The sequence below is a fragment of the Elizabethkingia bruuniana genome (assembly GCF_002024805.1).
GTDB lineage: Bacteria > Bacteroidota > Bacteroidia > Flavobacteriales > Weeksellaceae > Elizabethkingia > Elizabethkingia bruuniana.
In genome coordinates, this window is record NZ_CP014337.1 from 3953579 (window position 1) to 3979203 (window position 25625).

At 37.4% G+C, this 25625-nt stretch carries 25 protein-coding genes; 15 read left to right on the forward strand and 10 right to left on the reverse strand.

Features of this window, described 5'->3' with window-relative positions; translation table 11 throughout:
* The first annotated feature begins 59 nt into the window (after nt 1-59).
* The 4 genes from AYC65_RS18555 (at nt 60) to serS (ending at nt 3239) form a co-directional block, all read left to right on the forward strand.
* Nucleotides 60-845, forward strand: coding sequence for a (Fe-S)-binding protein (locus tag AYC65_RS18555; RefSeq protein ID WP_034871741.1), 786 nt, complete (start codon nt 60-62; stop codon nt 843-845).
* Nucleotides 846-862: 17 nt separating this feature from the next.
* Nucleotides 863-1351, forward strand: coding sequence for a hypothetical protein (locus AYC65_RS18560; RefSeq protein ID WP_034871740.1), 489 nt, complete (start codon nt 863-865; stop codon nt 1349-1351).
* Nucleotides 1352-1421: 70 nt separating this feature from the next.
* Complete coding sequence (locus tag AYC65_RS18565; RefSeq protein WP_234300397.1) at nt 1422-1889, forward strand: hypothetical protein; 468 nt, start codon at nt 1422-1424, stop codon at nt 1887-1889.
* A gap of 84 nt (nt 1890-1973) precedes the next feature.
* A complete protein-coding gene (gene serS, locus AYC65_RS18570; RefSeq protein WP_034871738.1) occupies nt 1974-3239 on the forward strand; it encodes a serine--tRNA ligase in 1266 nt (421 codons plus the stop codon).
* A gap of 76 nt (nt 3240-3315) precedes the next feature.
* Here serS and AYC65_RS18575 read toward each other — a convergent pair whose 3' ends face one another.
* From AYC65_RS18575 to AYC65_RS18610, 8 genes are all read right to left on the reverse strand, one after another.
* On the reverse strand, nt 3316-4065 hold the full coding sequence (locus AYC65_RS18575) for a sulfite exporter TauE/SafE family protein (protein ID WP_034871737.1): 750 nt from the start codon (nt 4063-4065) through the stop codon (nt 3316-3318).
* On the reverse strand, nt 4050-4520 hold the full coding sequence (locus AYC65_RS18580; RefSeq protein ID WP_009086791.1) for a FixH family protein: 471 nt from the start codon (nt 4518-4520) through the stop codon (nt 4050-4052). The genes AYC65_RS18575 and AYC65_RS18580 overlap by 16 nt, the downstream gene beginning before the upstream one ends.
* 2 nt (nt 4521-4522) lie before the next feature.
* A complete protein-coding gene (ccoG, locus tag AYC65_RS18585) occupies nt 4523-5977 on the reverse strand; it encodes a cytochrome c oxidase accessory protein CcoG (RefSeq protein ID WP_034871736.1) in 1455 nt (484 codons plus the stop codon).
* 42 nt (nt 5978-6019) lie between these two features.
* Nucleotides 6020-6913, reverse strand: coding sequence for a cbb3-type cytochrome c oxidase N-terminal domain-containing protein (locus tag AYC65_RS18590; RefSeq protein WP_034871735.1), 894 nt, complete (start codon nt 6911-6913; stop codon nt 6020-6022).
* A 12-nt stretch (nt 6914-6925) separates the two neighbouring features.
* Entirely contained in the window at nt 6926-7123 is a 198-nt protein-coding gene (locus AYC65_RS18595; RefSeq protein ID WP_021347422.1) for a cbb3-type cytochrome oxidase subunit 3, read from the reverse strand.
* Between the two features lie 14 nt (nt 7124-7137).
* Nucleotides 7138-9411, reverse strand: a complete 2274-nt coding sequence (gene ccoN, locus AYC65_RS18600) for a cytochrome-c oxidase, cbb3-type subunit I (RefSeq protein WP_034871734.1) — start codon at nt 9409-9411, stop codon at nt 7138-7140.
* A 12-nt stretch (nt 9412-9423) separates the two neighbouring features.
* Nucleotides 9424-9621: a cbb3-type cytochrome oxidase assembly protein CcoS gene (gene ccoS / locus AYC65_RS18605; protein ID WP_317191845.1), complete on the reverse strand. Its 198-nt coding sequence runs from the start codon at nt 9619-9621 to the stop codon at nt 9424-9426.
* A gap of 147 nt (nt 9622-9768) precedes the next feature.
* Complete coding sequence (locus tag AYC65_RS18610) at nt 9769-12156, reverse strand: heavy metal translocating P-type ATPase (protein ID WP_034871732.1); 2388 nt, start codon at nt 12154-12156, stop codon at nt 9769-9771.
* Between the two features lie 101 nt (nt 12157-12257).
* On the opposite strand from AYC65_RS18610, the gene AYC65_RS18615 reads away from it, so the two are divergent.
* The 11 genes from AYC65_RS18615 (at nt 12258) to argH (ending at nt 22864) form a co-directional block, all read left to right on the forward strand.
* Complete coding sequence (locus AYC65_RS18615; RefSeq protein ID WP_009093794.1) at nt 12258-12971, forward strand: Crp/Fnr family transcriptional regulator; 714 nt, start codon at nt 12258-12260, stop codon at nt 12969-12971.
* Nucleotides 12972-12998: 27 nt separating this feature from the next.
* The gene (panB, locus tag AYC65_RS18620) at nt 12999-13814 is read left to right on the forward strand and encodes a 3-methyl-2-oxobutanoate hydroxymethyltransferase (protein ID WP_034871731.1); all 816 of its coding nucleotides are present in this window, start codon (nt 12999-13001) and stop codon (nt 13812-13814) included.
* Nucleotides 13815-13818: 4 nt separating this feature from the next.
* On the forward strand, nt 13819-14499 hold the full coding sequence (locus tag AYC65_RS18625; RefSeq protein WP_034871730.1) for an RluA family pseudouridine synthase: 681 nt from the start codon (nt 13819-13821) through the stop codon (nt 14497-14499).
* Between the two features lie 197 nt (nt 14500-14696).
* Complete coding sequence (locus AYC65_RS18630) at nt 14697-15263, forward strand: N-acetyltransferase (protein WP_009086809.1); 567 nt, start codon at nt 14697-14699, stop codon at nt 15261-15263.
* Nucleotides 15235-16434 (forward strand): argininosuccinate synthase, encoded by a 1200-nt coding sequence (locus AYC65_RS18635; protein ID WP_034871729.1) that lies wholly within the window; start codon nt 15235-15237, stop codon nt 16432-16434. Before AYC65_RS18630 ends, AYC65_RS18635 begins: the two co-directional genes overlap by 29 nt.
* A complete protein-coding gene (gene argC, locus AYC65_RS18640; RefSeq protein WP_034871728.1) occupies nt 16424-17395 on the forward strand; it encodes an N-acetyl-gamma-glutamyl-phosphate reductase in 972 nt (323 codons plus the stop codon). The genes AYC65_RS18635 and argC overlap by 11 nt, the downstream gene beginning before the upstream one ends.
* Nucleotides 17396-17510: 115 nt before the next feature.
* Nucleotides 17511-18641, forward strand: a complete 1131-nt coding sequence (locus tag AYC65_RS18645; protein WP_034871727.1) for an aspartate aminotransferase family protein — start codon at nt 17511-17513, stop codon at nt 18639-18641.
* Complete coding sequence (locus AYC65_RS18650) at nt 18634-19584, forward strand: N-acetylornithine carbamoyltransferase (RefSeq protein ID WP_034871726.1); 951 nt, start codon at nt 18634-18636, stop codon at nt 19582-19584. Before AYC65_RS18645 ends, AYC65_RS18650 begins: the two co-directional genes overlap by 8 nt.
* Before the next feature lie 64 nt (nt 19585-19648).
* On the forward strand, nt 19649-20440 hold the full coding sequence (argB, locus tag AYC65_RS18655; protein WP_034871725.1) for an acetylglutamate kinase: 792 nt from the start codon (nt 19649-19651) through the stop codon (nt 20438-20440).
* Nucleotides 20418-21503: a M20 family metallo-hydrolase gene (locus AYC65_RS18660; RefSeq protein WP_034871724.1), complete on the forward strand. Its 1086-nt coding sequence runs from the start codon at nt 20418-20420 to the stop codon at nt 21501-21503. Before argB ends, AYC65_RS18660 begins: the two co-directional genes overlap by 23 nt.
* Before the next feature lie 53 nt (nt 21504-21556).
* Nucleotides 21557-22864 (forward strand): argininosuccinate lyase, encoded by a 1308-nt coding sequence (gene argH / locus AYC65_RS18665; RefSeq protein WP_034871723.1) that lies wholly within the window; start codon nt 21557-21559, stop codon nt 22862-22864.
* Here argH and AYC65_RS18670 read toward each other — a convergent pair.
* Together AYC65_RS18670 and AYC65_RS18675 are read right to left on the reverse strand one after the other, a co-directional pair.
* A complete protein-coding gene (locus tag AYC65_RS18670) occupies nt 22861-23346 on the reverse strand; it encodes an Lrp/AsnC family transcriptional regulator (protein ID WP_009086825.1) in 486 nt (161 codons plus the stop codon). The genes argH and AYC65_RS18670 overlap by 4 nt on opposite strands.
* A gap of 71 nt (nt 23347-23417) precedes the next feature.
* A complete protein-coding gene (locus tag AYC65_RS18675; RefSeq protein WP_034871722.1) occupies nt 23418-25586 on the reverse strand; it encodes a TonB-dependent receptor domain-containing protein in 2169 nt (722 codons plus the stop codon).
* Nucleotides 25587-25625 lie beyond the last annotated feature (39 nt).

Genomic DNA, 25625 nt, shown 5'->3' on the forward strand with positions numbered 1-25625 from the left:
TATAACAATGTAGCAATATTGGTAAACTGTTACATTGATAAATTGGTAAACTAAGAAAAATGGACTTCACTATAAAAACAATGGCTGATTATATGGCTGAAGGCAAAGCTCCGGAAGTATTATTCTGGGTAGGTTGTGCCGGAAGTTTTGATGATCGTGCTAAAAAAATAACAAAAGCTTTTGCAAAACTCCTGAATAAAATAGGAGTAGAGTTTGCTGTATTGGGACAGGAAGAAAGTTGTACAGGTGATCCTGCAAAACGTGCAGGAAACGAGTTCGTTTTCCAGATGATGGCACTAACCAACATAGAAATCCTAAACGCATACGAAGTAAAAAAAATTGTAACAGCTTGTCCACACTGTTTCAATACTCTGAAAAATGAATATCCGGAACTGGGTGGTCATTATGAAGTATTGCATCATACACAATTCCTAAAGGAGTTAATGGCTGATGGAAGACTGAAAATAGAAGGCGGAAGCTTTAAAGGAAGAAGAATTACTTTCCACGATCCATGCTATCTTGGTCGTGCAAATGATGAATATGAGGCACCAAGACAGCTCCTTGAAAAACTGGATGCAGAGCTTGTAGAGATGAAGCGTTGTAAAACCAACGGACTATGTTGCGGAGCAGGTGGTGCACAGATGTTTAAAGAGCCTGAAAAAGGTAATAAAGACATCAATATAGAAAGAACAGAAGAAGCACTGGAACTGAAACCAAATATTGTAGCAACGGGTTGCCCGTTCTGTAATACAATGATGACAGATGGTGTGAAGCATTTTAATAAAAATGAAGAAGTTCAGGTAAAAGATATTGTTGAGCTTATAGCTGAAGCAGAAGAATTGTAGAATTAAATTGTATTGTGATGAAAATTGAATCTTCAGAAGTTGTAGAAACTAACGATTACAGAGTTATTACTTATCCGGCAAGCAGAGCATTTACGGCTAAGGAAGCTAAAGATATTACAGAACGTATTTATGATTTTTTAGGCGGATGGAAGGCACATGGAAAAGAGCTTGAAGCTTCATTTAAAATCGAAAAAAATCAATTTATTATTATCTGTGTAGACGAAGAAAAAGAGATGGCGTCTGGCTGTAGTATAGATGCATTGGGTAAATTAATGCATGAAATTGATGCAGATTACCAGCTAGGACTTTTCGACAGAATGAAAGCTTGTTATCTGGAGAATGGAGAAGTAAAAACATTAAAACTTACAGATTTCCGTTCTAAAGTAAAAAATGGAGAAATAGATGAAAACGTTGAAGTTTTTGATTTTTCTAAAAATACTTATCTGGATTTTTTAAGCAATTTTTTACTTCCGCTTAAAAAAAGCTGGGCAGGTCATATTGCCTAAATTATAGCTGTTAGTTTTGTATATGAGGAAATGGCAATTTTTTTTCGGGTTAGTATTTATTTTTTTGCTTGTGACATCTTGCAGGCAGGATGATGGTGTACACCAGAATATTGATCAGACGATCAATTTTTATTTTCAGGATACTAATGGCAAAGATCTTATTATTCCGAATGATGCTACAGGATATGCCAGTAGAATCACCTTTATAGATAATTTAGCAGATCGTGGCAATACTGCCGTTTCGGGTATAGCACCGGGAGTGGATGATGCCAAGAAAAACTATATGCAGTATATTGCCGGAGCTACAAGGCAGGGATTACCTGATTCAACAGCTACAAGCAAGACGTATAGATCTCAGATTTTTATTAATTATAATAAAGTCGCTAATGATACAAAAGTGATGGCACAGGATCAATTAGATATTGTCTACTCCTGGACACCAACACTTTTTAGTGTATCGAGTATCAAGGTAAATGGTGCCGAAGTTTTTAATGGATCCGGTGGCCAGCAAAAGAATGTCACGATTACCAAACAATAATTTCCCGGTAAAATACACACACATCTTTTCAGAATTTTATAATTTACAGCATGGTTTTTTTAACTTTGCAAAACAATTCATATTATGTTACAAGTTAATTTTTTGCGTGATGAGAAAGCACGCGTTTTAGAAGGTTTACAAAAGAGAAATTTCAAGAACCCTGAATTGGTAGATTTGGCTGTGTCCACTGATGACCAACGTAAGAAAATTCAGTTTGAACTTGACTCGCAACTTTCCGAAATGAACAAAATCTCGAAAGAGATTGGTGCTTTAATGAAAGAGGGCAAAAAAGAAGAAGCTGAAGCAGCGAAGCAAAAGACTACGGACATTAAAGAAAGAAGTAAAGAACTTCAGCATGAATTAAATGAGGTTGAAAAATCACTTTTAAATATCCTTTATCAGATTCCAAATATTCCTAATGAGCTTGTGAAAGCTGGTGTATCTGAAACTGATAATGAAATTGTATTCCAGAATTGTGATGTTGAAGGTTTAGGAGAAGGAGCAATCCCACATTGGGAGCTGGCAGCTAAATATAACATCATCAATTTTGAATTGGGGGTGAAGATTGCCGGAGCAGGATTTCCTGTTTATTTAGGCAAAGGAGCACGTTTACAACGTGGATTAGTACAATACTTCCTGGATAAGAATACTGAAGCCGGATATATTGAAGTAAATCCGCCACATGTGGTAAATGAAGCTTCTGGATACGGAACAGGTCAGCTGCCTGATAAAGAAGGTCAGATGTACTACATCAACGAAGATCAGCTTTATCTTATTCCTACTGCGGAAGTACCCGTAACTAACCTTTACAGAGACGAATTATTGGAAGAAAGACAATTACCTATTCTTCATACAGCATTTTCTCAGTGTTACAGAAGAGAAGCAGGATCTTATGGTGCTCATGTAAGAGGATTAAACAGACTGCACCAGTTTGAAAAGGTAGAGATTGTAAGACTTGAAAAGCCTGAAAATTCTTATGCTGCTTTAGACGGAATGGTAGAGCACGTAAAAGGTATTCTTGAAGACCTTGGGCTTCCTTACCGTATTCTTAGACTATGCGGTGGAGATACCGGATTTGGAGCTGCAATGACATATGATTTCGAAGTATGGAGTGCTGCACAGGAAAAATGGTTAGAAGTAAGTTCAGTATCTAACTTTGAATCTTTCCAGGCTAACAGACTTAAGTGTCGTTATAAAGCAGATGGTAAGACTCAGCTGGTACATACACTAAATGGTTCTGCAATGGCATTGCCACGTATTATGGCTGCAATCTTAGAGAATAATCAGACTGCAGACGGAATTGCTATTCCGGAGAAATTAAGAGCTTATACAGGATTTGATAAAATCTAATCAGATTCAATAATATACAGAAAGCGACCCGATTAATAATCAGGTCGCTTTCTTTTTATAATTAACAAAATAAATTTTAATGTGAATGTTCTTCGGAACTGTGTCCCGGAGTGTGACAGCTTGCAGCATCTTTAGAGATTCCCATAGCCTCAGAAGCTGGAGAAAGATACGGAATACCTATTTCCATACCACGCAGAATAAAAAGTCCGCCAAGAATAATCATAACGATAGGAATCACTTTTAAAACTTTTATTCTTAAAGCCTGATTCATTAAATTTCCAACCAGTACAACTGCGAACATAAAAGGAAAAGTTCCAAGTCCGAAAATTCCCATAAATGCAGCGCCCTGCCATACACCACCAGCAGCCAGTGAAGCTGTAAGAGCCATATAGACCATGCCACATGGTAGAAGACCATTTAGTAATCCTGTGGTAAAACGGGATTTGTAATCTGCTTTCTGTAATAGTCGGCCCAGATTAATCTTCACTTTTAACAATGCTTTATTGATAAAAGGTATTCTGGAAGCAAAGTCTTTTCCACCGAAAGAAAATAAAGCCATAATAATAAGCATAATTCCAACGGAAATGGTAAGAACCTGCTGGAACCCTGCCATCTCGAATCCTTCGCCTATAATGCCCAAAATGGCGCCTAAAATAGTATATGTAAGTATACGTCCAAACTGGTAAGTCAGATTTTGCAAATAGAAATTGGTCTGCTGCTGTTTAGTCAGCCCCATAGAAAGAGCAATAGGGCCGCACATCCCGATACAGTGAAACCCGGATGCAAAACCTAATCCTATAGCTGATATGACTAATGCGAAGTCCATATAAGGTTATAATCTATCTGATATGCTTTACCGGAATTTTCTTTCCAGTTAAGTTTTAATGTATAAGATCCGTCTTTTAATATACCTGCTTTAGCTGGTATAAAAATAGAATTATTACTGTCTAATTCAGTTTCCTTTTTAATATCCAGATTAGAGTCTTCAGTTCTGAACAGGAAAAATTTGAATTTTGAATTAGCATTGGTAAACTGCTTTGGAAAAGTAATTCTAATTCCATCAGCATTCTGAGTATATACAGGTTTTTCAGCTAAACTAGCTGCTGCTGTTTTAGCATCGATTACATCCTGGTATATTAATTCGTCTTCATAGTAGTTTTCTGATACCATTTCCGAGGTTTGATAGCCTCTTGTATAGAAGAATATCATTCCAAGTATAAAAGCAATAAAGCCTGCTAATGCAAGGACCATCCCATGTCCCCAAGTGAATTTAGATTTCATAATTACAACGTCATTTTAAATGGTCCCTCGAAGTAGGTTTCATAAGAGTCGATAAGGGCTCCTTTCTGGTCATAAACTCCGATAACTATATTTTGTTTTGAAAGGTTTATTTCTTTTGAAGGGAAGGAGATGTTAATTGTTCCTTTAGTGGAAACATCTCTCTTCATAATAATTTTGTTCACACCGCCGATTACTTCAATTTCTCCATTTTGAGGTGAAATTATTTTAATGGTAACAACTTTGTCTTCATTACTTTTATTAAGAAGGGTATAGTTGTATACATTTATAGTACGGCTGTCTTTTACATAATAAGTAGATCCTGCAGGTTTTATAAATTTACCTTCAACAGCAGAACGGTTAAGGATAATGAATGAAGATCCTACAATAAGTAAAAGCAGAACTGCTGCGTAAGCTTTCATTCTTGTTGTGAATTTAAATTTCTCTCCTTTCTCTATTTCATCTTCAGAAGCATAACGAATAAGTCCTTTTGGAAGACCTACTTTGTCCATTACTTCATCGCAGGCATCAATACATGCTGTACAGTTGATACATTCCAGCTGCTGGCCATTACGGATGTCGATACCCGTTGGGCACACAACAACACATTGTCCACAGTCGATACAGTCTCCTTTTCCTGCAGCCTTACGGTCTTCGCCCTTTCTCCATTTAGAACGGTTTTCGCCACGTTTAAAATCGTAAAATACGTTGATGGTCTTTTTATCGATCAATACCCCCTGTAATCTTCCATAAGGACAAACCAGCGTACACACCTGTTCTCTGAACCATGCAAATACAAAATAGAATGCAGCAGAAAACAGAATCATGACAAGGAAATTGTCGTAATTCTTAACTGGTCCTTCTTTCATTATTGCCAATACTCTTTCATATCCTACGATATAAGAGAACATCAGGTGGGAAATAATTAATGAGATAAGAATGAAGAGGCTCCACTTCAGTCCGCGTTTCCAGATTTTCTCTGAATTCCATGGCTGTGAGTCAAGACGAATTTGTTTGTTTCTGTCACCTTCTATCAGGTATTCTATTTTACGGAAAACACTTTCCATAAAAATTGTCTGAGGACATATCCATCCGCAGAATATTCTACCAAAAACAACAGTGAAGAGTGTAATAAAGATCAATCCTGTAATAGCACCTATTGTCAGAATAAAAAAGTCCTGAGGGTAGAATGGCTGTCCGAAGATAAAGAACTCACGATCCAGAATGTTGAATTTCAGAACCGGGTTTCCGTTTATTTTCAGGAACGGTAAAACAAAAAATACAATTAGCAGGAGTGTACTTACAATGTTCCGGTAGTTGGTGTATTTTCCCTTTGGTTTCCTCGGGAATACCCATTTCCGTTTACCGGTGTTATCCATTGTACCTACAGAATCCCGAAATGTTTCGGCCTCTACAACGTAAGCCTGTTCAAAATCTGATTTTTGTTTTTCTGTTGCCATAACTCAGTCCTATATAAAAAATAAAAAGTAATAGCTGGGCTATTACTTTCTTGGTGTTCCTTTAACCCATGGGGCGACTTCTCCTTGCGGAGCTGCTCCTCCTTGTGCTTGCGTAATCGGAGGTATCTCCTGATTGATGTGGTAAATGTATGCTGCAATTTTTTCAGCATCTTTTCCTGTAATTACGCCTTCTTTAATAAAGGCTCTCATCGCAGGGTTATTAGGAGATCCGTTTTCGTCCATCCAGAAAACATTATGGAAAACGTCTGGTTCTTTAACGTTAATCCAATAGTCATCTGTTAAGTTAGGACCGATTCCCCCTTTACCACCCTGTCCGTGACATGAAGCACAGTTAGAGTCAAATAACTGTTGTCCTTCAGGGATATTCGCAGGGTCATATTTTGCAGTTTCTACTGTAATCTTAGGAGCTGTTTTCTCATACTCTGCAATTGCAGCTAACTGTTCTTTGTATTCTTTTTCATATTCTGCTACCGGGTGTGCATAGTCCGTAAATGCATAAGCAGAAACGTACACTACGCAGAATATACATCCGAAGTAGAATAGACCTAACCACCATTTTGGAAGTGCGTTGTCTAATTCTGTAATACCATCGAAACCGTGGTCGATGATCATATCTTGCTCTTCAGCATTAGATTGCTTTTTGAATGCAGAAGCCCACAATCTTTTGTAGTATGGAGTCTTCTTGTCTTCAAGATAAGCTTTCTTCTCTTCTTCGGATAACTTTTGAAAACGATTGTTTTCTATAAGATCACCAATTCCGTTTGCTATAAATACCATGATTCCGGCAATAATAATAGTAGCCCAGAAGTATGGAGAGCCAAAGAAAGAAGTGTTTTGCACAAACATATTGTAAACAATGATTAGCAAAGCCACCACAATTACAAAGTTTACAAATACGGGCGTTCTTGGTTTCATATCGTTTTTTTCTTAATGTAGATTATTATTAATTTCGTCACCATCTTCCAATGGTGCATTTTCTCTGTCCCTGTAGTATTTTTTAGGTTTTTTAAAAACCACATATACCAATCCTATAAAGAACAATACAAATAAGATAAGCGCCAGGGTTTGGTATAACCCTACATTTTCGCCGTTGCTTAGTATGTCTTTAAAGTTCTGAGGGATCATTTTAATATTATTTTTTAGTTGTTGCTTGCTGTCTGTACATCTGTAGTCTTAATGTCAGTACCTAATCTCTGAAGGTATGCGATAAGTGCTACAATTTCTCTCTTCTCTATAGGAACAAATTTGTCTCCTTTAGCAACTTTTTCTTTATCTACCTGATCTTTAACATCCGCAGCTTCAGATAAAATTTTCTTAACGATTACTTTAGCCTGGCTATCTGCCCATGCATTAGCTGAATCTATCTGTCCTTTAGTATAAGGTATATCAAATGAATTCTTCATTAGCTTCATTTTGTCTACCATATGAGTACGATCCAACTCGTTTGTAATTAACCAAGGGAAACGTGGCATAATAGAACCTGGAGATGTTGATCTCGGGTTATACATGTGTTTGAAATGCCAAGAATCCGGGTTCTTATTACCTTCTCTTTGTAAATCCGGACCAGTTCTCTTAGATCCCCAAAGGAACGGGTGATCGTATACGAATTCACCAGCTTTGGAATACTGACCATTTTTACCATCAAATCTCACAATTTCATCACGGAAAGGTCTGATCATCTGAGAGTGACAAGCGTTACATCCTTCACGGATATATAAGTCACGTCCTTCTAATTCTAACGGAGAATAAGGTTTAACCGCAGAAATTGTAGGAACGTTTTTCTTTATTGTTAGTGTAGGGATAATCTCTACAGCACCACCAATAGATAGTGTAATAAATGCTCCGATAGAAAGTAGAACAGGCATTCTTTCAATCCATAAGTGAACAGGCTCACCAGCTTTTCTGTCATTACCAATTTTAGCTAATGCAGGAGCTTCTGCCGGAACTTCTTTTTGGAAAGAACCTTGTCTAACAGTTTTGAAGATATTCACTACCATTAGAATTGCACCTGTTAAATACAGGGAACCTCCAAGGAATCTTAATTTGTAGTAAGGAATAATCGCTGTTACAGTATCTAACCAGTTCTTGTACATCAAAGTACCATCCGGGTTAAATTGTTTCCACATCAAACCTTGTGTGAAACCAGAGATATACATTGGTACTGCGTAGAAGATAACTCCTAATGTACCTAACCAGAAATGCCAGTTAGCTAATTTTATTGACCAAAGTTTAGTTCTCCATAAGATTGGAACCATGAAGTAAATTACCCCAAATGCCATAAAACCATTCCATCCTAGTGCACCTAAGTGTACGTGACCAATTACCCAGTCGGTAAAGTGACCAATTTTATTTAATGTTTTTGTTGCTAATAATGGTCCTTCGAAAGTTGCCATACCATAACATGTAACAGCTACTACGAAGAATTTAAGTACCGGATTCTCTCTTACTTTATCCCAAGCTCCTCTTAATGTTAATAGTCCATTTAACATACCTCCCCAAGACGGTGCGATAAGCATAATAGAGAAACCTGTTGCTAAAGCCTGAGCCCAACCTGGTAAAGCTGTATACTGAAGGTGGTGAGGACCAGCCCAAAGGTATACGAAGATTAGAGACCAGAAGTGAATAATAGATAATTTATAAGAGAATACTGGTCTGTCTGCAGCTTTCGGCATAAAGTAATACATCATACCTAATACTGGTGTTGTCAGTACAAATGCTACTGCATTGTGACCATACCACCATTGTACGATAGCATCTTTTACCCCTGAATATACTGAATATGACTTCCAGAAATCTAATGGAACTTCTAAGTTGTTTACAATGTGAAGTAATGCTACCCCAATCCATGTTGCAAGATAGAACCAAATGGCTACATATAAGTGTCTTACCCTTCTCTTAGCAATCGTACCAAACATGTTAAGACCGAAAACTACCCATGAAATAAGGATCAGTATATCTACTGGCCATTCGTGTTCAGCATATTCTTTTGAAGTGTTGAAGCCCATTGCAAAAGTAACCCAGCTTACAACAATCATAATCTGCCAAGTCCAGAAGTGTACCCATGAAAGTGTATCACTGTACATTCTGGTTTTCAGTAGCCTTTGCATACTGTAGTATGCGGCACAGAAAAATGAATTACATACAAAAGCCCAGATAACAGTATTGGTGTGCATCATTCTGATTCTACCAAAACCAAGTGCTCCTTGTGTATTAATTAGTCCCTGAATATTTCCGCTCTTCAAACTCTGAATCGTTGTATCATCTGTACCGAAAAGGAATTCCGGTAATTCAGGGTAGAAAAGCATCAGAGCTGCTGTAAGCCCTAATATAAATCCTGCTATACCAAATACAATCGTTGCGTACAAGAATGCACGGACGATATTATTGTCATAACTAAACTTTTGTGTCTCCATTTTATAAAATCGCTATTTTTTATCTATTTTTTCGTCTTCTTCTATCTCGTCCTCCGGCTGTTTTTTCTCCTGATCTTTTTCCTTCTGAATCTCAGAATCAAAAAGCATTCTCACAGCAGGGGATTCGTCGTCTTCAAACTGCCCGTTTTTGGCTCCTATAATAAAAATAATTAAGAAGATAACAGCCAACGAAACGCTGCATATAATCATTAAATATAGAATGTCCATAAGTTGTGCAAATATATGAAACAATTGCTTCTGCAAATTTACATATTATCTATGAGATTAGTCATTGAACGTTAAAAAGCGTTAATTTAAAACGTTTCTAAATAACAAAAGCGTATATTGTGGTTTTGGCTATGCCCGGCGTGACCTGAAATATTTTAGAGATGTCAGCCATGTTGTTGCGGACGTAAATATAACTACACTAATAGAGCTCGCAGGCATAAGGATGGCCGCTACAAGGGGCGACATTTTTCCTATTACAGCAAGCGTAAGGCCTACAACGTTATAAAGTAAACTTATGATAAAGGTTGCTTTTACAATGCGGATTGCATCCTTCGAAAGACGGAAGAAATCTGGTAGATAGCCCAACATATCACCATTCATAATAATGTCGGATGACGGGGTGAACGAGTTGCTGTCATCTGCAATGGCGATACCTACATTACTTTGTTTTAGTGCACCGGCATCATTCAGTCCGTCACCAACCATTGCAACCTTTTTATGCTGGTTTTGCAGCGACTGGATATATTCCAGCTTTTGTTCAGGAGACTGATTAAAGTGAAGGTCGTTGATGCTGCAAATCTGCTCCAGATTAGCTCTTTCAGACTCATTGTCACCACTCAGGATGTGTTTTTCGTATCCCGGCAGATCATTGAATAGTTCTTTAAGGCCTGTTCTGTATTCGTTCTTGAAAATATATTTACCTAAAATAGAGCCGTCTTTAGAGATGTAAACAGCGGTCTCTATAGTATCTGAAGTTGTTCCTGTGAATTTTGCAGAACCTATTTTATACAAGTGGCTGCGAACTTTTGCCTCATAACCTTTTCCGGATATTTCAACGAAACCTTCTGTCGGGTAATAGGGATCCTGAATATCCAGATATTCATACAGGGATTTAGACAGTGGGTGATTGGAATTTTTAAGAAGAGTCTTGATATTTTCTTTATCAAAAGCACTTAGTTCAATACCTTCAAAGGAAATATTTGCTCTTTTATTATAAGTGATTGTACCTGTTTTGTCAAAAACCAAAGTGTTGATTTTTGCCATCTTTTCTACCGTTAATGCATCCTTTACATACATTTTGTGACGTCCCATAATACGCATGATGTGTCCCATGGTAAACGGAGCGGAAAGTGCTAATGCACATGGGCATGCTACGATAAGGATCGCACAGGTAACCTGAAACATTTTTTGCATATCTACAGTAGACCAGTAGATTCCGGCAAAAAGAGTCACAGCTAATATGATAATAGTAAAGTACTTACTAATTGCATTGGTAAGTGTATCTAATCCTGTTTCGTGCTTTTTGAAAGCCTCTTTGTTCCACAGTTGGGTAAGGTAACTCTGGTCAACATTTTTAATAACCTCCAGTTCCAGAACCGATCCCTTTTGTTTTCCTCCTGCAAATATCTTATCTCCCGGATTTTTACTAATAGTGGCCGCTTCACCTGTGATGAAACTGTTGTCTATATTACCTTCACCATTGATAAGAATTGCATCAACAGGTATAATTTCTTCGTTTCTTACCAAAATTCGGTCACCTATCTTGATTTCGGAAAGCAGGATGTTTTTCTGCTCTCCACCAAAATCAACTTTCGTAACTGCTATTGGATAGAAAGATTTATAATCTCTGTCGTAGGACAATGCATTATATGTTCTTTGTTGGAAAATTTTTCCGGAAAGCATAAAGAATAAAAGTCCACAAAGGGTATCGAAATATCCCGGTCCGTAATTCGAGAAAATCTCATAACAACTTCTGAAGTATAGAACAAGAATACCAATTACAATAGGTATGTCTATCGTAATTCTTTTATTTTTCAGTCCGTACCATGCCGATTTGTAGTAATCGGAAGCGGAGAATATAACAACTGCCGTTGCCATCATAAACATTAACCAGCGGAAAAGAGGTGTGTAGTGTTCTAACCAGACATCGTCCCGTCCAAACCATTTGGACCAGTATTCAGGAAGGGAAAAGAACATACCGTTACCAAAGGCAAATCCGGCAATAGCAACCTTAATTACTAAGCTTTTATCAACTTTTTCAGTTTTTCTTTCGGCTGTTTCGAGGTTGATTACTGGTTTGTAACCAAGATTAGAAAGGAACTGTGCCAGTTCACTTAGCTTTAGCTCTTCATGATTGAAAGATATCTGCACCGTTTTCTTAGTGAAATTCACTGTTGAATAATGTATAGAGCTATTTAATGTCTGTAAGCTTTCCAGTAGCCATATACATGAAGAACAATGAATTACCGGAATTTTGAAGGTTACTAAAGAGGTGGCGCCTTCAGAAAAATCTACAAGACGGTCGAAAACTTCTTTTGTGTCCAGATAGTCAAAAGGAGCTGTATCATCACTAGGTCTTATTCCGGCTTTCTTATTTAAATCATAAAAACCGGTAAGGTTATTCATATTGAGGATCTCATATACAGACTTACATCCGTTGCAGCAGAATGTTTTTTCGTCAAAGCTTATGATCTCTTTGTCAATGTCCTGTCCACAATGGAAACAGCTTTCCTTCATTTTATTATAGCTTTAGCATGCAAAATTATGACAAAAACTTTTGAGGAGCAGTTTAATTACGCTAAATTTGTCTGATTATTATCATATTAGCTTTCAAAAAGATGCCAGATTCTAAATTTCAACAGATTGAGACAGCTTTTTTAAAAACTTTCAATGAGAAATCTTTCAAAGAAAATCTCTCTAAAGAAGATTTTGAAAGATACCTTAAAGGTAAAGAAGTTCTAAGTCTTAAAAAAGGAGATACTATTTTTGACGAAGGAGATTTTCCACAAGGTGTCTATTTTATTGACAGAGGGACAGTTAAGCTTTCCAAGTCAGGTTTTTTCAAAAAAGAACAAATTCTAAGGTTTTGTGTAGAAGGAGATTTGGTGGGATATCGTTCCCTTCTTTGTGATGAGCCGTTCGGAGCAACAGCTGAAGCAATGGAAGATGCTGAGATTACCTTCCTTCCTGCAGAGACCTTCAATCATCTTTTAGAAGCAGACCCAAAACTTTCTTATGCTATGTTGCAGAAGATAGCATACGAACTGGGTGAGGCATCTAAAACAATTACCTTCCTGGCACAGAAAACAGTTCGCGAAAGACTGGCGGAAGTATTATTGTTATTAGAGCAAAAGCTTGGAACCGATCCTGAAGGTTTTATTAAAATATCATTAACAAGAGAGGAAATAGCCAACCTTGTAGGGACAGCAACAGAAAGTGCTATCCGGTTAATTTCCGAGTTCAAACAGGATGAACTTATCAGTGTAGACGGAAGAAATATCAGAATTCTGAATCACGATAAATTAAAAAAACTGGGACACGTATCTATTTAGTCCCATTCAACCTTAGCACAAACAAATATGTCAGTACACAGCGAAATTAAAAGGGTGACAACTGAGTCATTCCGTAAAATGAAGTTTGACAATGAGAAAATTACTATGCTTACAGCATATGATTTCTCTATTGCAAAAATGGTAGACGCAGGCGGAGTAGATGCTGTATTGGTGGGCGACTCTGCATCTAATGTAATGGCCGGACACGAAACAACTTTACCGATTACACTGGATCAGATGATCTATCATGCGCAGAGTGTAGTGCGTGGTGTAACCCGTGCATTGGTTATTGTGGATCTTCCTTTTGGTACTTACCAATCCGATCCGCAAAAGGCACTGGATTCTGCTGTAAGAATCATGAAGGAATCCGGAGCACATGCTATAAAACTGGAAGGTGGTGCTGAAGTAGCTGAATCTATAAAAAGAATTGTTAATGCCGGTATCCCGGTAATAGGACATTTGGGGCTTACGCCACAATCTATCTATCAGTTCGGAACTTATAAAGTAAGAGCGAAGGAAGAAGCTGAAGCTCAGAAATTGATTAGCGATGCTAAACTATTGGAAGAATTAGGATGTTTTTCTGTTGTATTGGAAAAAATTCCGGCTTCCTTGGCAAAGCAGGTAACCGCAAGTATAAACATCCCGACAATTGGTATTGGTGCAGGGCCTGACTGTGACGGACAGGTGTTGGTTTTCCATGACATGGTAGGAATGAATAAAGGTTTTAGTCCTAAATTCTTAAGAAGATATCTTGATCTTTTTGATGAAGTGGCTGGTGCTGTAGGACAGTATGTGAAAGATGTGAAATCTCAGGATTTCCCTAATCAGCAGGAAAGTTATTAAATACATGACAGAATCTCAGATCGTTTATGAGGATAATCATCTTTTGGTGATTAACAAACAGGTAGGGCAATTGGTGCAGGGAGATAAGACTGGTGATAAATCCCTTCTGGACGAAATTAAAGATTTTATTAAAATAAGAGATCATAAACCCGGGAATGTTTTTCTGGGTTTAGTGCATCGTATAGATAGGCCAACTTCTGGTCTTGTTATTTACGCCAAAACCAGCAAAGCCTTATCGAGGCTGACGCAGATGGTGAAAAACCGTGAAATTGAAAAGACTTACTGGGCGATCGTACCTAAAGAAATGATTCCTTTGGAGCAGAAGTTGGTACATTATCTTCGTAAAAATGAAAAGAATAATAAAGCCACAGTTTTTGAAAAAGTAACTGAAGGAGCAAAAGAAGCTCGCTTGCATTATAAAGTAATCAGGACTTTGGATAATTATTATCTTCTAGAAATAGACCTGGAAACAGGAAGGCATCACCAGATCAGAGCTCAGTTAGCTAAAGTTGGGATTCCGATAAAAGGAGATCTGAAATACGGGGCTCCAAGGTCTAATCCCGATGGTGGAATTCATTTACACGCCAGAAAGCTTAGTTTTATCCATCCGGTAACAAAAGAAGCGATTGAAATTATTGCGCCAACTAACCCTCAGGATAAAATCTGGCAAGCCTGCGAAAAATAATTTTTACACGAAAATAAATAAAAACTCTAATCTCGAAGATTAGAGTTTTTGTTTTTAGATATTTTATCTTTTTAAATCTGATATTCCAAAATATTATCTTCTGTATATAATTTTCAAAGATTTAAAATTAAATTAATTTGCATTTTTGCAAATTAATTACCTAAATTTGTCCCCTGTTTTTAAAATTTGATCTAAAAATGACGTTTGTTGTAAGACAAGCTATTGCTGAAGACGGCAAATACGCGCAAATGATTTGTGATGAAATGGAGAATTCCGCGAAACTTCGCGGAACGGGGATTGCTAAGCGTACACCGGAATACATTCAGAAAAAGATGCAGGAGGGGAAGGCTGTAATTGCTTTTTCTGACGATGGCTTATGGGCTGGGTTCTGTTACATAGAAACCTGGACAGGAGAGTTTGTTGCAAACTCAGGATTAATTGTTAATCCAAGATACCGAAAGTTTGGACTGGCACGGGATATTAAGCATGCTATATTCAGTCTTTCCCGTAAAAAATATCCGGAAGCTAAAATTTTCGGATTAACTACAGGGCTGGCTGTAATGAAAATTAACAGCGAACTAGGATACTGGCCGGTAACTTATTCGGAACTGACTCAGGATGAAGATTTCTGGAGCGGCTGTAAAAGCTGCGTGAATTATGATATCCTGATGAGTAAAGAAAGAAAAAATTGCCTCTGCACGGCAATGTTATATAAACCTAAAAAATCTCAAAACAATGAAGAAGAAAGTAGTCTTAGCCTATAGTGGCGGTCTGGACACGACTTATTGTGCTTTGTATCTGTCGAAAACATTAGGATACGAAGTTCATGCTGTAACTGTAAATACAGGAGGATTTACAGCTGAAGAAATTCAGACGATCGAGCAAAAAGCATTATCGTTAGGAATTGCTTCTTACAGATGTGTAGACAGTGTAGTGGAATACTACGAGTCTTGTGTTAAATACCTGTTATTCGGAAATGTGTTGAAAAATAACACGTATCCGTTGTCCGTAAGTGCAGAAAGGACAATTCAGGCTAAGGTAATCGCAGAATACGCATTGGAAGTAGGTGCCGAGGCTATTTGTCATGGTAGTACCGGAGCTGGTAATGACCAGGTTCGATTTGATGTGGTTTTCAATATTCTGGCACCAGAGATGGAGATTATAACACCTATCCGTGATCTTAAACTAAGCCGTGAAGAGGAAATAGACTTCCTTAAAGAACACGGAGTAGATATGAATTTTGAGAAAGCTAAATATTCAATTAATAAAGGCTTGTGGGGAACTTCAGTAGGAGGAAAAGAAACCCTTACCTCACATGAATATTTACCGGAAGACGCATTTCCTTCTCAGGTTAAAAAAACTGAGCAGGAGCAACATACTTTACTTTTTGATAATGGCGAACTAGTGGGAATAGATGGTGAAGTCTATAACCATCCTACTAAAGCCATTAAAAAGCTGGAAGAACTAGCAGCACCTTTCGGAATCGGAAGAGATATCCACGTAGGAGATACAATTATCGGAATAAAAGGACGTGTAGGCTTTGAAGCAGCGTCAGCAATAATAGCGCTAAAGGCACATCATTTATTAGAAAAGCATACACTTTCTAAAAACCAATTGGTTGTAAAAGACCAGTTAGCGGTAATGTATGGAAACTGGCTGCATGAAGCAATGTTCCTGGATCCTGTGATGCGTAATATTGAAGCTTTCTTCAAAAGCTCTCAGACCAGTGTAAGTGGTAAAGTGTTTGTAACCTTTATGCCTTACCGATTTGTTTTGAACGGAATTGAATCACAATTCGATTTAATGTCCGGGAAGTTTGGCCAGTATGGGGAAATGAATAATGCATGGACAGGTGATGATGTAAAAGGCTTCTCCAAAATTCTGGCAAATTCATTAACAATATACCACCAGACAAATCCGGGATATGGAAAATAAAATTAAAGCCGGAATTGTTGGTGGAACAGGATATACAGGTGGAGAATTAATCCGTTTGTTACTAAACCATCCCTATGCAGAGTTAGCTTTCGCATTGAGCAGAAATGCCGCTGGCAAGAAGATATATAGTATTCATCAGGATCTTATGGGTGAAACAGAAATGGAATTCTCGTCGGAATTACAATCTGCAGATATACTTTTCCTGTGTCTGCCACATAAAGAGAGTCAGCCTTGGCTGGAGAAGAATGAAATCTCTCCGGAAACAAAGATTATTGATCTGGGGAATGATTTCCGTTTAGAAGGAGAGTTTCAGGATAAAAATTTTGTCTATGGTTTGCCGGAGGTCCAAAAAGAAAAGATAAAAGGAGCTAATGAAGTTGCTAATCCGGGGTGTTTTGCTTCTGCAATTCAGTATGCATTATTGCCTTTAGCGAACAAGAAATTATTGAATCAGGTTTTTGTAACCGGTGTAACCGGAAGCACAGGCGCAGGTGTAAAGCTACAGGATACAACGCATTTCTCGTGGCGAAATAATAATATATCGGCATATAAAACACTTTCCCATCAGCATTTGGATGAAATAAAGCAGACGCTGGAAAGTGAAAACAAAAATTCTGTTGGTGTACATTTCGTACCATGGAGAGGAGACTGGCCAAGAGGCATTTTTGTAAGTGCAACATTAGAATGCGATCATTCTCTGGAAGAACTTTATCAGGCTTATGAAGAGTTCTATAGAGACCAGCCTTTTGTATGGGTTTCCAGGGAAGCCATTAACATGAAGCAGGTGGTAAATACCAATAAGTGCGCAATTCAGCTGGAAAAACAAGACAATATGCTTGTCGTACATTCAGCAATTGACAATCTTTTAAAAGGAGCTTCAGGACAGGCGATTCAGAATATGAACTTAATGTTTGGTTTTGAAGAGCAGGCCGGATTAAAACTAAAACCTTTAGCATATTGATTTTTATTAGGGACTTCAGCAGGCTCTGTAAGTGAAATTTAAATTTCTGATGAGCTTGTTGAAACCTAAAGAAAACGAACCTTAAGAACATAATGTTCTGATAAAAACAACAAAAATGAATTTATTTGACGTATACAGCCTTTTCGATCTTACACCGGTAAAAGCAGAAGCTTCTTATCTGTGGGATGATAAAGGTGAAAAATATTTAGATTTATACGGCGGACATGCCGTAATTTCAGTGGGGCATTCCCACCCGCACTATGTAAAAACAATTTCTGAACAATTACAGAACATAGGCTTTTACTCAAATTCAGTAAATATCCCGATTCAGAGCCAGGTAGCAGAATTATTAGGGAAATTAAGCGGTTACAATGATTATCAGTTGTTTCTGTGTAATTCGGGCGCTGAAGCTAATGAAAATGCACTGAAACTGGCTTCTTTTCATAATGGCAAGAAGAAAGTAATAGCTTTCAGCAAAGCTTTCCATGGCCGTACCTCTGCAGCAGTAGCTGCTACAGATGACGCAAGTATTGTTGCGCCGGTTAACGAAACGGATAATATATTGTTTGTAGAGTTTAATAACGAAGAAGCACTGGAAAAAGCCTTTGCTGAAAATGAAATATCATCTGTAATTATTGAAGGAATTCAGGGAGTCGGTGGGATTCAGATCCCTACAGATTCTTTCCTTCAGAAAATAGAGAAATTGTGTCAGGAACATAATGCTGTTTTCATTCTGGATGAAATACAATCAGGATACGGAAGAACAGGTAAATTCTTTGCACATCAGTTTTCCGGAGTAAAGCCAGATATTATTACAACAGCAAAAGGAATGGGAAATGGTTTTCCGGTAGCGGGAGTACTTATTTCTCCAAAAATAGAGGCTAAAAAGGGAATGTTAGGGACTACTTTTGGCGGGAACTATTTGGCATGTGCGGCTTCTTTGGCTGTACTGCAGATTCTGGAGAAGGAGAATCTTATTCAGAATGCTCAGGAAATGGGCGATTATCTTGTTGAGCAGGTAAAAGATTTGCCAAAAGTAAAAGAAGTTCGTAGTGTTGGATTGATGACCGGAATAGAATTGGAAATGCCATGTGCTGAAGTGCGTAGCAACTTATTATGGAAACATAAGATTCTTACAGGAAATGCTTCTAACAAAAATACACTCAGAATTTTACCGTCATTAGCGGTTTCCAAAGAAGAAATTGATCAATTTGTTAATGCTCTAAAAACTGAACTCAATGGCTAAATTACAGAAATTTACTTGCGTAGACGATGTCCCCAATCTGGAACAGGCGCTGCAGGAATGTATAGATATTAAGAATAATCCGCTGGGAACACCGAATTTTGGGAAAAACAAAACTGTAGGACTTGTTTTTCTTAATCCTAGTCTTCGTACACGTATCAGCATGCAGAAAGCATGTCAGAATCTTGGTTTAAACTACATTATTATTAATGCAGGACAAGATGCATGGACCTGGGAGCTACATGATGGTGCAGTGATGGACGGAACTACAGTGGAACATATTAAAGATGCTGCAAAAGTATTAAGCGAATATTGTGATGTTATTGCTATTCGTTGCTTCCCTGCTTTCAAAGATAAAGAGGAAGATACACAGGATAAGGTATTGAATCAGTTTATTGAACATGCTACAGTTCCGATTATCTCTTTAGAATCAGCAACCCGACATCCGCTGCAGAGTTTTACGGATATGCTGACGATAAAAGAGAACTGGAAAGAGAACAGAAAACCTAAGGTTGTACTAACCTGGGCGCCTCACGTAAAGTCTATTGCACATTCAGTGGCAAATTCGTTTTGTGAGTGGGTAAAAGAAATAGATGCAGATGTAACGGTTACTTTTCCGGAAGGCTATGATCTGGATACCGAATATACAGACGGATTAACGATTACGAACGATCAGGATGAAGCATTAAAAGATGCAGATTTTATTTATGTAAAAAACTGGTCTTCATTCAGTGATTACGGAGCTACTCCGGAAGTAAAAGGAGACTGGTTGCTAACACTGGAAAAGCTGAAGCAAACTAATAACGCTAAAGTAATGCACTGTCTTCCGGTGAGAAGAAATGTCGAAATCAGTGATGAGGTACTGGACAGCGAAAATGCATTAGTATACCAGCAGGCAGGAAATCGTCTGATTACTGCACAATGGGTACTGAAGAATATTTTATAATAAATAGACCTCATAGGTTTCCAAAATCTATGAAGTTATAAATAATAAACCATAACAAAATTGTATGAAGCAGCCACTGCATATTATCAAAATCGGGGGGAATATCATTGATAATCCGGAAAAGCTTTCTGCTTTTCTGGGAGAATTTTCTGGCATAAAAGAACCCAAGATTCTGATACATGGCGGTGGGAAAATAGCAACGGAGTTAGCGGAAAAAATGGATATTCCGCAACAGATGATAGATGGACGCAGAGTTACGGATGCAGAGACGCTAAAGCTTATTACAATGGTTTATGGAGGGCTGATCAGCAAAAATATTGTGGCAGCCTTATCTGCAAACGGAGATACAGCTATAGGTCTGTCCGGAGCAGATGCTAATAGTGTACTGGCTAATAAAAGACCTGCTAATCCTATAGATTTTGGTTTTGTAGGAGATGTGGCTGCGGTTAATTCCGAAAATATTGATAAGATATTGCAGGCAGGATTCGTTCCGGTTTTTTGTGCCATTACACATGATGGAAACGGTCAGTTGCTGAATACCAATGCAGATACCATGGCATCTGCAATTGCTACGGCTATGAGCGGAAATTACGAAAGCTTTTTGTATTATTGCTTCGAAAAGAAAGGCGTGCTGGAGGATGTAGACAATGAAGACTCTGTAATCCCAGAAATCAATCCTTCTAATTATGAAAAACTAAAAGAAGAAGGCAAGATTTTTCAGGGAATGATACCGAAACTGGATAATGCGTTTTCGGCAATACAAAAAGGAGTTAGAGCAGTACATATCTTACAGGCAGAAGATCTTTCTTCTTTAATTTTAACCAAAAGAGCTTATGGAACAAGGATTACTGCATAATGAAGTGGAAAATTTATATCAGGAGGTATTAGCACTCCTGAAAAGACTTATAGAAACACAATCTTTTAGCAAAGAAGAAGATCAGACGGCACAGATGATCGGAGATTTTCTTGAAGCTAAAGGAGTAAAATATAACCGGGAACAAAATAATATTTGGGCGGAGAATCTATACTTTGATGATGCCAAACCAACAATATTATTCAATTCCCATCACGATACGGTAAAGCCTAATCTTAGCTATACGAATGATCCGTTTAAGGCTATCGAAAAAGATGGAAAGCTTTATGGATTGGGAAGTAACGACGCTGGTGGGCCATTAGTATCTCTTATTGCTACTTTTCTTTATTTCTATGCTCAGAAAGATTTAAAGTACAATATTATTTTGTCGGCAACAGCAGAAGAGGAAATTTCAGGAGTTAATGGAGTAGAGTCAATTCTGAAGCATTTGGGTAATCTGGAATTTGCAATTGTTGGAGAGCCTACGGAAATGCAATTGGCAGTAGCTGAAAAAGGACTTTTAGTACTGGATTGTGTAGCAAAAGGAACTCCATCGCATGCTGCTCACCCGAATAATGATAATGCTATTTATAATGCAATTGAAGATATTGAGTGGGTAAGAAACTACGAGTTTCCGAAAGAATCTCCATGGTTAGGAAAAGTTAAGATGACTACCACGGTGATTAATGCGGGATACCTACATAATATGGTTCCGGATGAATGCAGATTTACAATAGATGTACGTGTTACAGATCAATACACCAATCAGGAAGTATATGAAACGATTAAAGCCCATCTGAAATCTGAGGTTAAGCCAAGATCTCTTCGACTAAATTCATCGTCGATATCTGAAGAGCATCCGATCGTAAGAGCTGGATTGGAACTAGGAAGAACCTGCTATGGATCGCCTACATCATCAGATCAGGCTGTAATACCGTTTGCATCGTTAAAACTGGGGCCAGGATTATCTACCAGGTCACATAGTGCAGACGAGTATATTTTCCTTCACGAGATAAAAGAAGGAATAGAACTATATATTAAAATTCTAGAAAAAATTATTTACTAAAAAGGTTTTGTCAGGGTTTCAAACCCTGATAAAACTCTAAAAATATCCATTTTATGAAACTTTGGGATAAAAATATTGATGGCAAAGAAGCTGAACACGCTAAGATCATTGAAAAATTTACGGTTGGAAACGATCGTGATTTCGATTTGCTTTTGGCAGAATATGATATAAAAGGAAATCTTGCTCATGCTGAGATGTTATCCCGTGTTGGACTTTTAGAAGAATCCGAATGGAAACTGGTAGAGAAAGAACTTCTTATCATGCTGGAAGAGGTAAAGAAGGGCAATTTTACAATTGAAGATGAAGTAGAAGATGTACATTCTCAGGTAGAGTTTAACCTTACACAGAAAATCGGAGATGCAGGTAAAAAGATTCACAGTGCCAGATCCCGTAACGATCAGGTTCTTGTTGATATTAAATTATATCTGAAAGAAGAGATTAAAGAGATTGCAAAGCTGTCTGAACATTTATTTGGAACATTGCAGTCTTTAAGCGAAGCTCATAAGGATAAACTGATTCCAGGGTATACACATTTACAGATTGCAATGCCTTCTTCATTTGGGCTTTGGTTTGGGGCTTATGCAGAGGCTTTGACCGATGATCTGGAGTTATTGGTAGCAGCTTATAATGTATGCAATAAGAACCCTTTAGGATCAGCGGCAGGATATGGATCTTCTTTTCCTATTGACCGTGAATTTACAACAGGGAAATTAGATTTCGAAACCCTGAATTACAACGTTGTTTATGCTCAGATGACACGTGGAAAAACTGAGAAAATCCTGGCAATGGCAATGGCTAACCTTGCAGGTACGCTTAGTAAGTTCTCTTATGATGCATGCTTGTATATGAATCAGAACTTTGGATTCATTAGCTTCCCAGACTCTCTAACAACTGGAAGCTCTATTATGCCACATAAAAAGAATCCTGATGTGTTCGAACTGGTAAGAGCAAAATCTAACAGAATTCAGTCTTTACCGAATGAATTAACCTTAATGATCAATAATCTGCCATCCGGTTACCACAGAGATTGGCAGCTTACAAAAGAAATTATCTTTCCGGGAATAGAGACTCTAAAAGACTGTCTTCAGATTTTAGACTTTATGCTGCAACATATTGTAGTAAAAGACGGAATTCTAACTGATGAAAAGTATAAATATCTATTCAGTGTAGAAGCGGTAAACCGTGAAGTACTAAACGGGTTGCCTTTCCGCGAGGCCTATAAAAAAATTGGCCTGGAGATCGAAAATAATCAATTCCAGGCCAGTACATCTGTAAATCATACGCACAAAGGCAGTATAGGTAATCTGTCGACTGAAGAAATCAGAGAAAACTTTTATAAAGTTTTCAATAAAATTAATTAATAAAGTTCTTCCGGATGCGGAATTTTGAATGCCGTTTCCTTCTTCACCTCTGTCATCACAATACTACTGTGGTATTGTCCTATGTTTGGTAAGTTGGAAATGGTATCGATAATGAACTTGTTATAACTTTCAATATCTGTTGAAACAATCTTCAACATATAATCATAATTTCCGGAAACACTGATCGTTTCTATAATCTCGGGAATATCCTTAATAGCATCTTCAAACTTTAATAAAGCAAATTTAGACTGCTCTTTCAGGGTTACATTGCAATAAGCTGCAACTTTCAAACCCACTCTCTGGCGGTCTACCAATGCAACATATTTGCTGATGATTCCTGCTTCCTCCATATTTTTAATTCTTTCGTAAGTTGGTGTGAAAGAAAGTTGTATACGGGAAGCGATTTCCTTGACGGATAGTTTTGCATCCTGCTGAAGGATATCTAAAATTTGTCGGTTCTTATCGTCGAGATTATATTTCATTTTGTATTTGAATTAAAATGAAAAGATAGTGATTTTATCTTTTATTAATCAAATTACCATCAGAAAAAATATTATTGTTTCATTATGCCTCCATTATCCTCTTTTGGAGCGTCCTGATTCAATATATTCTGATCTACTTTTGCCAGTTTGTTTCTTGTAGGTATTTTATAATTAACGGAAATTCCAAAACTTCTGCTGTCATATCTGCTGTTCAAAATAACGCCCGGATTTTGGTTAGTCGTACGGAAGGACATTCTGGTGCCATTCAACACATCATTAGCATATAATGACACCGTTAGCCTGTCTTTGTTGAATTTTTTGGTTAATGTAAGATCCAAACTATTATTAATAGGATACAATGGCATGAAGTAATAGTAATTACCTTTCGTCAGATAACTGAAGTTAGCATTAAGCTTAATGTCTTTAGGTAAGATAAACTGTCCGGAGATATTAAATATCCACATTCCTTTTTTGTCCTGAATATCCTTGATGTCCTGAAACTGATAACCTGCATAAACATAAAGTAGGTTAATCTTATCAGGATTAAAGTTAAACTTCATAATCTCGCTTAACGGTTTGGTGAAAAGCATAAAAGGAATAGGAACTCCAAAATTGAAATTATGTTGTGTAATACGATCTACGTTTCTATTGCTTTGTGATATTCTGTCACCATCTCTTTCTACATACTGAATTACCTGGTTCTTTACAATCCCCATGTTATAGCTTAGGAAAGCATAATCGAATGCGCTGATTTTTGCTTCAAAATTATCATATATAGTAGGGTTAAGGAAAGGGTTTCCTTTGAAGTCAACATTTGGTCCTTGGTAATTGGTGTTGTTAGGGTTTAGGAATGATATACTTGGTAAACTGATTTTTTTATTATAATTCAGATTAAAGAAGATTGATGGCTTAAAGTTATACTGGATACTTGCATTTGGGAATACCTTGAATTTTTTGAAAGGAGTAAGAGGTGTATTAACCCAGTTTTTATTGTCATCTAAAATCAAAGTTGTTCCACTGATATCATAATCCTCAGCACGTGCTCCAACGATGAAATCGAATTTTTTATACTTTGCCATTACTTCAGCATAAGTAGAAGCCGTTTGTCTTTGATAATCTAAATTGGTAACCTTAGCAGATTGGGTTACATAATCTAGTTTTTCATAAAGTCCACCGAAACTAATCTTTCCACCATTTAAAAGTTTAATTGGCTGAGAGTAATCTATTCTGAAATTGTATACATTCTGGTCAGAGTTATTTTCAGGATAAAAAACGGTTGATGAAGCAGGGTTAATAAAATTAGAGAATTGGTTAAAGTTACTTCTGTAATTGGTATAAGTAAATTTGAAATCTAATTTCTTGTCCTTGTCACTAAATTTTTTCTGGTAAGTAGCCACGGCTTCATTTCTGTACGTTTTACTCTTACTGTTACCTGTATTTTCATATAATTGGGTCATGCTGTTCACAACCTGTTTACCTGAAGCTTCTAAATTACTATCGTTATTATAAGAGTTAAAATCATAGTTGATTAATAACCTGTCTGCTCCAATATCAAATGTTAAAGCAGCTTTAGCAAAGTTACTTCTCTGAAAACGGTCTGCATAATTACTAAATATATCATCAGTCTGGGTTGTATTAAAAGACTCACGGTAACTTTGTCCGGCACTGAACTGCCATCCGAAAACTTTGTTTCTGGAGTTAAGAACTATACTGTTATTAGTTTTACTTCTGAATTTATCATAATTCGAAAAACGATAGCTTCCTGAATAAGTGGCAGTAAGATAGCTTTTAGCACTTTTACTGGTAATAATATTCAGAATAGCACCACCGGAAGTTGCCGGGAATTCTGCCCCCGGTTGGGTAATTACCTCTATTTTTTCAATAGAATTGGCTGGCATTCCTTCCAGAAAAGCGGTTAAGTCATTACTTGAGATATTAAGAGGACGCCCATCCATAAATACAGCCAGAGGCTTTCCTTGGTACATCATTCCTGCAATATCGGTAACAACCATACCCGGAAGTTTCTTGATCCCTTCCAGAGTTGTTCCGGAATTAAGATTGGGCTGTTCAGAGAAATCAAAGATCGTACGATCTGGTTTCTGCTCTACAGCTTTTTTGGTTTTGGTCATGCTCACCCCTTGGATTTCCTTCTCTCTGGATTTCTCTTTTGAACCAGTTTCCTGGGCAAACGCAGAAACACTTAGAGCCAGCATTCCTAAAATAATAATTTTGTTTTTCATACTGTTATCTTACTTTTTATCAATATGACTTAAGAATTG